Source organism: Proteiniphilum propionicum (assembly GCF_022267555.1).
GTDB lineage: Bacteria > Bacteroidota > Bacteroidia > Bacteroidales > Dysgonomonadaceae > Proteiniphilum > Proteiniphilum propionicum.
This window is the reverse complement of sequence record NZ_CP073586.1, coordinates 3016320-3029054: the sequence shown is the minus strand read 5'-3', so window position 1 is coordinate 3029054 and position 12735 is coordinate 3016320. Positions and strand designations below refer to the sequence as shown.

General features: G+C 45.5%; 7 protein-coding genes and 1 tRNA gene. 2 read left to right on the top strand and 6 right to left on the bottom strand.

What is annotated here, in order from left to right:
• Positions 1 to 45: 45 nt before the first annotated feature.
• Positions 46 to 792, top strand: coding sequence for a DUF4465 domain-containing protein (locus tag KDN43_RS12600; RefSeq protein ID WP_238866614.1), 747 nt, complete (start codon positions 46 to 48; stop codon positions 790 to 792).
• Positions 793 to 1047: 255 nt separating this feature from the next.
• Here the strand turns inward: KDN43_RS12600 and lepA are convergent, their stop codons facing one another.
• From lepA to purB, 4 genes are all read right to left on the bottom strand, one after another.
• On the bottom strand, positions 1048 to 2835 hold the full coding sequence (lepA, locus tag KDN43_RS12595; protein ID WP_238866612.1) for a translation elongation factor 4: 1788 nt from the start codon (positions 2833 to 2835) through the stop codon (positions 1048 to 1050).
• A gap of 102 nt (positions 2836 to 2937) precedes the next feature.
• Complete coding sequence (asnS, locus tag KDN43_RS12590; RefSeq protein ID WP_238869473.1) at positions 2938 to 4335, bottom strand: asparagine--tRNA ligase; 1398 nt, start codon at positions 4333 to 4335, stop codon at positions 2938 to 2940.
• Between the two features lie 213 nt (positions 4336 to 4548).
• Complete coding sequence (locus KDN43_RS12585) at positions 4549 to 5646, bottom strand: pseudouridine synthase (protein WP_238866609.1); 1098 nt, start codon at positions 5644 to 5646, stop codon at positions 4549 to 4551.
• A gap of 132 nt (positions 5647 to 5778) precedes the next feature.
• Positions 5779 to 7122, bottom strand: a complete 1344-nt coding sequence (gene purB, locus KDN43_RS12580) for an adenylosuccinate lyase (RefSeq protein ID WP_238866607.1) — start codon at positions 7120 to 7122, stop codon at positions 5779 to 5781.
• A 269-nt stretch (positions 7123 to 7391) separates the two neighbouring features.
• Here purB and KDN43_RS12575 point away from each other — a divergent pair.
• Positions 7392 to 7466, top strand: a tRNA-Val gene (locus tag KDN43_RS12575).
• Positions 7467 to 7942: 476 nt separating this feature from the next.
• On the opposite strand, the gene KDN43_RS12570 is transcribed toward KDN43_RS12575, so the two are convergent.
• Together KDN43_RS12570 and KDN43_RS12565 are read right to left on the bottom strand one after the other, a co-directional pair.
• Positions 7943 to 11116: an efflux RND transporter permease subunit gene (locus tag KDN43_RS12570; RefSeq protein WP_238866605.1), complete on the bottom strand. Its 3174-nt coding sequence runs from the start codon at positions 11114 to 11116 to the stop codon at positions 7943 to 7945.
• A 36-nt stretch (positions 11117 to 11152) separates the two neighbouring features.
• Complete coding sequence (locus KDN43_RS12565) at positions 11153 to 12628, bottom strand: TolC family protein (protein WP_407681769.1); 1476 nt, start codon at positions 12626 to 12628, stop codon at positions 11153 to 11155.
• Positions 12629 to 12735: the final 107 nt, after the last annotated feature.

Below are 12735 nucleotides of genomic sequence, written 5' to 3'. Positions count from 1 at the left end.
CTAAGAGCAACACATGCTAAAGTTGAACCAATTAATTGTATCAAAATGAAAAAAAACCTGTTTTATTTAATTTCTCTTTTCTCTCTTCTGATGGTTTCATGCGAGAATGATGATGTAACCGTTACAAAAGTTGTTGATCTGGAAAACAAGCTAACTGGAGTCGAAACCGAGTGGACCGGAGACAAGTCGGGAACCGAAATTCCCGGCGATTATGGTCCCATATGGAAAAACCAGTTCAGCGGTGCGGATAATCTTTTCGTTTTTGACAACTATTTTTCCGATTCTTCCTGGAGTGGATTCATGTACACTAATAAAAGTGATGTCACAACTGCAAGTTATGCTAACAATAGTGCCATCACCGGAAAAGCATATACAGGAAAAGTTTACCTTACGGCAAACAGTACAGATTATAATCCTGCTGTAATTTCTTTCAAAGGAGGCACTTCCTGCAGGGTTAAGGGAATGTATGTTACCAACAGTACCTACGCCTATTTCTCCATGAAAAATGGGGACCAATTTGCTAAAAAATTCGGGGAAGGCGACTGGTTTAAACTCAAGATCAAGGGAAAAGATAAAGCGGGGAATGACACGCAGGCAGTGGAGTTTTACCTTGCCGATTTCCGTAACGGCAAGTCAGAACTGCTTAATCAATGGAAATGGGTTGATCTCATGGGGCTTGGAGAAGTGAAAAGTGTTCATTTTGAACTCTCCTCCACCGATAACGGAGACTGGGGAATGAATACTCCTTCTTATTTTTGTATTGATGATATTACAGCGGTTATAAGTGAATAAAAAAATGCAGTCGCTAGGCTGCATTCTCTCTACTTTTTTATTATTTTTAGAAAAAGGTGCTCCAAGTGATTGGAGCGCCTTTTATTTATACTTCCAATCTGAGCTCGCGGTTCCGATCCTCTTCCTGGTATCGGTTATGATCCTCGTTCTGCTCGCAGTTCCGATTCCTGTCAAAACCAAATACTATATTATTAATACCCGTGCTTTTGTTGATTAACGCTTCGAAAACCAGGCTTAAACCAGATACTATATTTTTTAATCCAGTTTAAGCACTGCAAGAAACGCTTTCTGCGGCACCTCCACGTTCCCTACTTGCTTCATGCGCTTTTTCCCTTCTTTCTGCTTTTCCAGCAATTTTCGCTTCCTCGAGATATCACCACCATAACATTTGGCTGTCACATCTTTACGTACGGCTTTCACTGTCTCACGGGCAATAATCTTTGCCCCGATAGCTGCCTGAATGGCAATATCAAACTGCTGCCGTGGAATCAGCTCCTTCAGTTTCTCACACATACGCCGTCCAAAGGACTGAGCATTGTCGGAGTGTGTAAGCGTTGAGAGCGCATCCACCGGTTCACCATTGAGAAGTATGTCAAGCTTAACCAGTTTCGATGGGCGATAGTCATGCATATGGTAATCAAAAGATGCATATCCTTTAGAAATACTCTTCAGTTTATCATAAAAGTCGATTACAATCTCACCCAATGGCAAATCGTAAATTATCTCCACCCGGTCGCCTGAAATATAGTCCTGTTTTACCAGAATACCTCTTTTCCCCAGACAGAGCGTCATAATAGGGCCAATATAAGTAGTATTGGTTATCACCGAGGCACGAATAAAAGGCTCCTCGATATGATCGATAAGTGTGGGGTCAGGCAAGCCGCTTGGATTGTGTACTTCCTTCATCACCCCTTTCTTGTCATAGACACGGTATGAAACGTTCGGTACCGTTGTAATCACATCCATGTTAAATTCCCGGTCGAGTCGTTCCTGTATAATTTCCATATGTAGCAATCCCAGGAAACCACATCTGAAACCGAATCCCAGGGCGACCGACGACTCTGGCTGGAAAGTGAGCGAAGCATCGTTCAGCTGCAGCTTTTCGAGTGAAGAGCGCAGGTTCTCAAAATCTTCGGTATCAATAGGATAGACTCCCGCAAAAACCATCGGCTTCACCTCTTCAAACCCTTCTATAGCTTTTGCCGCAGGTCGTTTTACGTGAGTGATGGTATCACCCACCTTTACCTCTTTCGATGTTTTTATGCCTGAAATGATATAACCTACATTGCCACAGCGCACCTCTTCTTTAGGGACCATGCTGAGCCTTAGTATTCCCACCTCGTCGGCATCATACTCTTTTCCAGTATTAATAAATTTCACCGAATCGCCCTTCTTGATACTTCCATTTACAACCTTGTAATAGGCAATAATTCCTCGGAACGAATTAAATACCGAGTCGAAGATCAATGCCTGTAGCGGTGCCTCAGGATCTCCCTGTGGTGCCGGAACGCGCTCAATAATAGCTTTAAGGATATTATCAATGCCAACGCCGGTTTTACCGCTTGCGCGAATTATATCTTCACGTGGAATACCAAGAAGTTGAATTATCTGATCTTCCACCTCTTCAGGCATGGCGCTCTCCAGATCAATTTTATTTAAAACAGGAATAATCTCCAGATCGTGTTCTATGGCCATATATACATTCGAGATGGTCTGTGCCTGTATTCCCTGTGCAGCGTCAACCACCAGCAAAGCCCCTTCACAGGCAGCAATGGAACGCGACACCTCGTACGAGAAATCCACATGTCCCGGAGTATCAATCAGGTTGAGCGAATAGGATTCCCCTTCGTGTACGTAATCCATCTGTATGGCGTGGCTTTTAATGGTAATACCCCGTTCGCGCTCGAGGTCCATGCTGTCTAATACCTGCGCCTGCAGGTCTTTTCCTTCAACAGTTTTGGTATACTCAAGCAAACGGTCTGCCAACGTGCTTTTGCCGTGGTCGATGTGTGCAATAATGCAAAAATTACGTATATTCTTCATCTATTTTTTTTAGATCCATCACCAACAGGCACCCTCCTTATTCTGATTTTCATGTCAGATAATGAAAGGTGCCACGATGGATATTTTATTTATTAATCAATCTTAAAATTCCGCGTTTTTCGGTGTACGCGGGAACGGGATCACATCGCGAATATTGGTCATTCCGGTTACGAATAGCATCAACCGTTCAAAACCAAGGCCGAAGCCGGAATGCGGGGCTGTACCAAACTTGCGGGTTTCCAGATACCACCAGATTGGTTCAGTATTCATACCGGTCTCATTCACACGGCTCATAAGCTTATCGTAATCGGTCTCGCGTTCCGATCCTCCTATAATCTCTCCAATTTTCGGGAAGAGCACATCCATGGCGCGAACTGTTTTTCCATCATCGTTCTGTTTCATGTAGAACGATTTTATCTCCCTCGGGTAGTCGGTCAGGATAACCGGCCGTTTGAAATGCTTCTCTACCAGATAACGCTCATGCTCGGACTGAAGATCAGCCCCCCAAAAAACCGGATATTGGAATTTTTGTCCTGACTCTTCCAGTATCTTTACTCCCTCAGTATATTTGAGCCTTACAAAATCATTTTCCAGAACAAATTTCAGCCGGCTTGTCAATTCTTTGTCATACATCTTTGTCAGAAACTCTATATCCTCCATACAGTTATCCAGAGCATACCGGATAAGGTATTTCAGAAAATCTTCTGCCAGATCCATATTATCATCGATATTGTAAAAGGCTACTTCCGGCTCAATCATCCAGAACTCAGCCAGGTGACGCGGTGTATTTGAGTTTTCGGCACGAAAGGTGGGGCCAAAGGTGTATATTGCACCCAATGCCATAGCACCCAGCTCACCCTCTAATTGTCCGGAAACGGTAAGGTTGGTCTGACGGCCAAAAAAATCCTGAGTGAAGTCCACTTTCCCCTCTTCATCGCGTGGCGGATTATTTATATCCAGTGTAGAAACCTCGAACATTGAACCTGCACCTTCAGCATCTGATGCGGTAATGATGGGTGTGTGGAAATAATAGAAACCGTTGTCGTTGAAATATTTATGTATGGCGTACGACATATGGTGACGCATCCTGAAAATGGCACCGAAAGTATTCGTACGAGGGCGCAGATGAGCTATTTCACGCAGGAATTCCAAGGTGTGCCCTTTTTTCTGCAGTGGATAGGCTACAGGATCTGCAGAACCATAAATTTCAATTTCCTCAACCTGAATTTCCACCGACTGCCCCTGTCCCCGCGACTCCACTAACTTTCCGTTTATATTGAGGCATGCACCGGTAGTTATAGGCTTAAGAAACTCTTCACCAAAATCGGCTATATTAATGACTAACTGTATGTTATTAATTGTCGAGCCGTCGTTAAGAGCAATAAATCCAACGTTTTTGTTTCCTCTGCGGGTACGCACCCACCCTTTTACGTTTACTTCTTCACCGAAGTTTTTAAGCCGTAAGGCTTCCGAAATCTTTGTTCGCTTTAGTTGTTTCATAATCAACACAATATCTCTATCCAAGAGACTGTTCTGTTTGCATATTTATAATTTATCCACATTTTTATGCGGATGCAGGATTATTATCATTCTTTCGGTGATCAGATTTTTCTGATTCCGTTTTTGTTTTTGCAAATCATTCTTTCCAGGCGCATTCAAAGGCAACTATTTTTACCCACTGCATTCCCGGGAAGGTGCAAAGAAACTGTTTTGTTAATCAAATGCCCCCATACGAAGCATGTTAACCTCTTGTTCTGTCAGGTAACGCCATTTACCGCGCGACAATTTTTTCTTGGTCAGTCCGGCAAAATATACCCTATCGAGTTTCATCACCCTATAACCTAATTTTTCGAAAATGCGTCGCACGACACGGTTTTTCCCAGAGTGTATTTCAATTCCCACCTGTGATAAATCCTCTTCTGTCACGTAACTGATTGCATCGGCATGGATCTCTCCGTCTTCCAGCTCAATGCCATCCGCTATCATCTGCATATGCTCCATAGCTACGGGCTTATCGAGCCATACCTGATAGATCTTCCGTTTTTCATATTTAGGATGTGTTAATTTAGATGCAAGGTCTCCATCGTTGGTCAGCAGTAACACACCTGTTGTAGCCCTGTCTAGCCGGCCCACCGGATAAATACGTTCTGAGCAGGCGCTTTTCACAAGCTCCATAACCGTCTTACGGTTTTCAGGATCATCGGTTGTAGTTACAAACCCTTTCGGTTTATTCAAAAGCACGTATACCTTGCTTTCAAGTTGTACCGGCTGATTGTGGAACACCACCTCATCGGCACGTGTAATCTTGGTACCCAGTTCCGTAACCACCTGACCGTTCACTTTCACTACTCCGGCCTGAATAAACTCATCTGCCTCTCTTCGTGAGCAAACTCCGGCATTGGCTAAATACTTGTTCAAACGGATAGGTGCGTTGGGGTCGGCATTCTCTTTATATTTAATCTGTTTGAACGGTTTTTTCTTTTTGAGCTTTTTTGCTCCCGGTCTCACCGGTTGTTGCTGATATGCACCCTGGCCTTGATTTCCCCTGTTGCGATTGGGGTAGTTTCCCCCTGCTCCTCTCTGCTGCGACTGTATGCGTTCACCTACTCTCGGGCGGCGTTTTCTCACTCCTCCATCAGTATTTCCCTGTTGGGGATTTCCATAATTCTGATTGTAGGGCCTCTCTGAGGTGGTATAACCCTCCTGTGTTCTTCGCTCATTGTTGTAATTTCTGTTTGGAGAAGCGTGTCTCTCATTGCTCGCGCTGTGATAACTTCGTTTCGGACGCGATTCTTCGTTGTTTGTTGTCATGTTACTCTTATTACTTTTTTGTTTTACTGATGAAACCTCACGGTTTTTTTAATTTTCCTAAAACACTGCCGGCCTTCATATAAAAACTACCGGAATTGGACTTTCATACAATAATTATTTACTTTTCAAATTTTAAATTCCCGTATAATTTTGTGGCGTTATTTCCATTAGTTCTTCCTTTATCCGGCTACTAACATTAAGTGATTCAATAAACTGCGCGATGCTTTCGCGCGTAATATGCACATTGGTTCTGGTAAGGGCCTTCAATGCCTCATAGGGTTTCGGGTATCCTTCACGTCGTAATATTGTTTGAATTCCTTCGGCAACCACTGCCCAGTTATTATCAAGGTCTCTGTCGATTGCCTCTCTGTTTAATAACAATTTATTCAGCCCTTTTGTTGTACTTTTAATGGCAATTAACCCATGCGCAAGAGGTACACCTGTATTACGGATAACAGTAGAATCGGTAAGATCCCTCTGTAATCGTGAAACTGGGAGTTTGGCTGCCAGATGTTCAAGTAGAGCATTGGCAATACCCAGGTTCCCTTCGGCGTTTTCAAAATCTATTGGATTTACCTTGTGTGGCATGGCTGATGATCCCACCTCACCCTCCTTTATTTTCTGTTTAAAATATTCCATTGAGATATATTGCCACATATCACGGTTAAAATCGATAAGGATTGTGTGGATCCTTTTCAATGCATCGAAAGATGCCGCGAAAGCATCGTAATTAGATATCTGGGTGGTATATTCTTCTCTATGCAGGCTCAGCTTCTGCTGAAGGAATTTTTCCGCAAATCTCTTCCAGTCTATTTCCGGATATGCCACTTTGTGGGCATTAAAATTACCTGTGGCCCCTCCGAATTTTGCTTTTGCAGGAATCTTTTTCAGAGCCTCCAGCTGGTTAGACAGACGATAAGAGAATACCTTTATCTCTTTTCCCAAGCGTGTAGGCGATGCCGGCTGCCCGTGTGTGCGTGCCAGCATCGGTATCTCCTTCCACTCATCAGCAAGAGCATTCATCTGCGATATAAGCGACTCCATGGCGGGGATGGTAGTCGTTTGCAATGCATCCTGCCACATCATTGGTGTTGCAGTATTATTAATATCCTGCGATGTTAATCCGAAATGGATAAACTCTTTGTGTTCCGACAAACCCAACACATTAAACTTTTCCTTCAGGAAATATTCAACTGCTTTTACATCGTGGTTGGTAATCTTTTCAATATCCTTGATCTTTGATGCATCCTCTTCGCTGAAATTTTCATACAAATCTCTTAAATCAGCAAACACACAGCTATCCACCTTGTCAAGTGGAGAGATCCCCAATTCACAAAGTGCAATAAAATACTCCACTTCTACCTTCACACGATATCTTATAAGTGAATATTCAGAGAAAAAAGCTCCAAGCTCTTTGGTTTTATCCCAGTATCTGCCGTCTATTGGCGAAATGGCTGTCAGTTGGTTTAAGTTCATTTTTTGTGCGTGATGCGGATTATTATCGGTTTTACGAATGGCGGGAAATCACTTTTCTGCTCATTCACCATTGCTTCATTGATTTTGTGCTTCTTCTAAAAAAGATAGCCCTTTACATTTACGGTACAAAAATACGGATAATTATAGAGTCTTAAAAATTTTGATAAAAATATTTGCAAAAAATTTTGTTGCAAAATAAAAACAGCCTATCTTTGCATCACTTTTTCAGAAAGCAACCTCCGGGCGCGGACAAAAGCAAAAAAGTAATCGGGCGTTTAGCTCAGCTGGTTCAGAGCATCTGCCTTACAAGCAGAGGGTCGGCGGTTCGAATCCGTCAACGCCCACTTGATAATCAGGAACTTAAGATAAAATCTAAAGTTCCTGATTTTTTATTTGCCCACAATTTGCCCACAGAAGGTTTTAGTTGAGGTAAAGACACATCTTTCTTATTTTACTTGCGGGCTTTCCTGTTTTCCGGTCGAAAAAGACAAAGCTGTTGTCAACGTGGTTTCCACAAACAATAAAATGATCGCTTATGCCCAAAAGATAGGAAAACAACAAGTTATCATCGGTTTCAAGCGATACATATTCAACATCCGCTATGTTCTGAATGTACAGTTTTTTTCAGGGTAATTTTTCGTTACATCTATTTTTATCAGTTGGGTTGTATTGTTTATTGGAACAACCGGTTTGCGATGTCAATAAAAGACACATCAAGCAAAACCGTTGAACATCAGTTGTAAAGTTTTTCATATTTGTGTTATTTTGAATTATGTTTATCTCTTTCAGCGACTTAAAATCGTAAATTCCAAATCCCAAATCATTTCTTCCTCCCCACCACCATCAACGGCAAAAACAAAAATATCCCGATGATCGACATGGCCAGCCCGCCGATTGTGCCAGCGGCCAGCGGAAACCAGAACGCTTCCCTGGTTGTGCCCACCATAAACGGAATAAACCCCAGCATCGTGGAAACCACCGTAAGGAAAATCGGAATAATTTTGGAGTTCCACGCCTTGATGTAGGCTTTCAGCGATGAAAGTCCCGGACGTTCGCGACGAATCCGGTTAAAGTCATTCAGAATGTAAATACTCGCATTCACGGTAATGCCCGAGAGCAGGATAAACGACGCGAAGCCGCCCTGGTCAAAGTTCAGTTTGAACCAGTAAAACGTAAGAAACACCCCGATAAAGGAAACAGGAATCACAAAAATAACCGCCAGTGGCTGCTTGATGCTGTTGAACAATACCGATGTGGTGAAGAAGATGATCACGATCAGCAAGCCAATCAGCCAATACTGCCTGTTGTCTTTCTTACCCCAACCCCATCCGCTCTCTTCTTTCTCTGCGGTATATCCCATCGGCAGGATTTTGTTGAGCGCTTCCACTTCGCGGTCGAGCACGCGCCCGGCCTGCGTGTTGGCGCCGATGTAATCGAACTGCACCGCCAAACGATACTGCTGGTTTTCCTTGCCCACTTCCTGCGGAGCCTGTCCTTTGGAAATATCCGCCAGTTCGTCCAACCGATACATCCGGTTGCCCAGGTTATGGGCGATGTATTGCAGCGCCCAGATATCGTAATCCCTGCTCTGGCGGCTTGCCAGTTTGATATCCTCCCTTTCGCCGTCTATGACCAAGGAGCCTGCCCACACGTCTTTGGCAAAAACGGGTTGCAGCGAGGCAAACAGTTCACCCGGCATAAAGCCTTCGGAAGCCAGCCGCTGCTTGTTCAAATCGAAAGAGAACTCGCGGTAGTCATCCTTGTACCACGAGAAATTGGAATTAATCAGCACCTCCTTGATACGACGATAGTTCAACAGACGGTTCTTGAGTGTATCCGCCCATGACGTTAATTCGTCGTAGTTGTAGCCGTATAGTTTCACGCGGTAACTTCCGGCAAATTCGGTAACATCGTTGCTGAAACCTTGATCTTGCAAACCGTAAACGCCCCAACTTCCGCCACCCAATTCCAAGGCTTTGGTAATGACACTGCTTTTAAGTTGGTACGGAAAACCGCTCCGTTCCGATTCCCTGTTGAAAAATACCCGGATGGATGCCCTGCGTGCGTTGGGTATATCGGTCTGAAACTGACGTATTTCGGGGAACCCGCTCAGGTATCGTTCCATCTTTTCGATAAGGGCGTTCATCTGCGGCAATGTGGTTCCGTTGGGCATCGAAGCGGTGATGGTAAGCACCACCTCTTCGCTTCGTGTGAAGTAACTTCCTTGATACACTTTTTCCGAAAACAGGCGCAACGTACCACCCAGGGCTTTGTTTACAACCGGTTTTACTTTCTCCTTGTAGGTGGAATTGTCGAAAATCCTGTTGTACCGTTCCGCGAATCTGGTTTTCTTTTCGATTTTGTCGGGAAGCAGAAATACCGGTAATCCAAAAATCAACACAATCGCCGTGAACGGAATCCATTTGTATTTTGAAAGGATGCGGATCATCCAGCTGTAAAAACGGTTGAAGTGTACCGTCAGACAGCGCGGACGGATGGGCAGGCGGCGGAGAAGCCCCCGTCTTTTCATCGGTTCGCGTTTTTTCAGATTGATCTTTTCCACCATTGCCGGCACAAAAAAGAGCGCTACCAAAAGTGATACGCAGAGGTTGATCATCACCACTGCGGCAAAATCCTGCAAGTTGAGACGTATCTTCTCGTCCAGGAAAAAGATGATGCCCAACGCACCCACCGTGGTCATCGTTGCCGCCAGTATGGGCATAAAGGCGTTCCGGTTACCTCGGTGCATCAGGTGGTCGGTCATAATAATGGTATTGTCGATAATCAGGCTGAGTGAAATAGTAATTCCCACCAGCGAGTAGAGCTGAATCTCCAACCCGAAGAAGTAATAAAAAATAACGGCAACGGCGAGGTTGATTGCCAGCGTAACGGCAATAAGAAACAGGTAGCGCACGTTTCGGGTTATGAGCAGCACGAAAAGCAGCAGTATAAGTACCGTAAGCCCGCTGCGCAGGTAAATTTTTCCCAGTTCGGCACGGATGTATTCCGTGGCGTCGTAACTGTAGTGGATTTCGTAACCCGGAGGTAAGGCAAGGCGGATTTCGTCAATGGCTTCGTGAACCTGTTTGCTTAACCGTAACTGATTGGCAGTTTCTTCCGCCGTGAGCGACAGGTAAATGGAATTCAAACCGTTGATGCGGTAATGGCTGTTGGGCGCTTGTTCGGTGTGCACCACTTTTACCAGTTGATCCAGGCGGATAAGTGTGCCTCTGCGGTTTTTCACGGTAATGGCGGAAGCGTCAAAGGGGTCGTTATTACCCCCCGATACCAGCATGATGCGCATCCACGAAGGCGTGTCGTTTTCGTTTTGCGTTTCCGCCATTCCCAGAAAGTCGGTGGAATAATACATCGAAACAGCTTCGCGGATGTCGTTTACCGTTATGCCCAAGGCTTGTAGTTGGTCGCTGTCGTAGGTCAATTGCCATTCCATCGGTGTAGCTCCCCGCACATCAATTTTGTATAATCCGCCAATATCGCTCAAACGCTGCTTTATGGTGTTTTCGGTATATTTTTGAATAACGATGGGCGTGGCGGCGGAATTGACGGTGAAGGTCATAAAGGGGCGCGAGGCGTTCTCGTCGGGGCGGCGCACCGAAATATAGGGGTACGACACGTCGCGCGGCAGGTCGTGCCACGTCTGACGAACTATGGTGGAAGCCTCGAACCGGGCGGCATCAATTGGCGTGTGCTTGTCCAGTTCGAGCGTGATGTTGCCCCAGCCGTTTCCCGATGTGGAATGGATGTTTTTCACGCCGCCGATGCGCGCCAGCATCGATTCCAACTTCGAAGTGGCTTCCATTTCCACAATGCGGGCGGAATTGCCGGGCATCGAGAAATAGACCGTCAAACTGGGCAATGTCCGCGAGGGAGCCATCTTGACCGGCAACAGCGGAATAAGGGCAAGTCCTGTGAGGGCTATGCTTAAGAAAGCAACGATGACGGTGAATGAGGATATGGAAGATTTTTTAGACATTAATCAATTTGTAATTTACGAACTTTCAACTTTTTACTAAAAACTTACCTCAATAGGTCTGTTTTTTTCAAAATCATACAATGTCAGTTTCCGCAGCTTGAAATAGCTCTGCCAATAGTTACGCAGGGCGGAAATGTAATTGCGTTGTGCCTCCTGACGGCGGTTGGTGGAGAGCGTCAGGCTGTTGATATCCGCCTTGCCGATGATAAAGCGTTCCTGTGTTTGCTCGTACGCTACCTTGGCGAGTTCCATCGCCTCTTCGGCGCTGCGGATCATCTGTTGCTGTACCGAGAAGTCGCCCACGGTCATGATCACGTCTTCTTCCAGGCGGATTTCGCTTTCCTGTGCCGAAAGCTGCGTGATGTTCAGGTTGTTCTTCGCCATGTTGTACCGTCCTTTGCGAACGCCCCAGTCTACAATGGGAATGGTTAGCGTAAGCGCCAGGATATCTTGTTGCAACGGATTGCGATACACGTCGCGAAACGTGGGTGCAATCTGGTTGAACCCCACGCTTGCTGAGAACCCCGCGCTGAAGAGCGATTCGCGGCGGGTGCGGTCGAGAGTCTGCTCGGATTCCAATATGCGTTGCTTGTGTTCCATATACTGTGGATTGTTCTCCTTGGCGAACATCAGCGCATCGTTCACGTTTACGATGACATTCTTGGGATAATCGGGCAGTTGCAGCGTGATTTTCGTGTCCTTATCCAGATTGAGGTAAGCCGCCAACGCAAACATCGCCCGTTTCAAGCGCAGTTCGGCATTTTGTAGCGAGTTTTGGGCGTTTACCCGGTCTAGCTTTAACGTGAGCAATTCCGATTGTCCTATGGAGGCGATTTTGTGCTTTTCCTCACCAATTTGATACAGCCGTTCGGAGTTCCGTCGATTTTCCTGAGCCAGTTGGTGTTCGGCCTGTGCCATCGCCAAATCGAAAAAGTAACCCGATGCGGTTTCAGCCGTTGCTTCCAGGTTGGAAATCAATTCCTTTTGCGCTCTTTCGAATTTGAGCGGCTCTATTTTCTTTTCCCATTTGAAGCGGTTGTAGCCCAGCAGCTCCTGCCGGTAGCCGATACGGACGGGCACGCTGTTAAACTGGCTTCGTGCCAGGTCACCGAAGTTGCGGATGTAGCCCAGTTCGGTATCCACAAAAAACGTTCCACCCGTGAAGTCGAAGTTCTGCTGAGCGGCCAAGTTTCCGTAGGAATAGAGCGATTGCTGGCGGCGGTACACATCGATGTTCTGCTCCGAGTCGTAGCGGCGGGTGAAATCGCGGTTGTAGCGTAACGGCGTGGCATAAAGCGTGAGCGACGGTAGCCGTGCCGCCTTGAATGTACGGTATTCCCACCGGCTTGCCATGTACATGTTCCTGGCCCGGAATGCCGAGAGCGAACTGTCGTTTGCCAACGCCACGGTCCGCCTCAAATCGAGGGTAATTTCGGTTTGTTGGGCGAAAACAGTTGATAGGCTCAACCAGCCCATAACCGCGAAAAGGAATAATAAACGGGTATATTTCATACGATTATTTTATTTTTTTTTTATCAAGGTGTATGGAACTCGCGATAATCATGTTCTGTGGGTGTAATGATTTGGATGCTCGTTTCATATTTTATGTCATTTTAGTC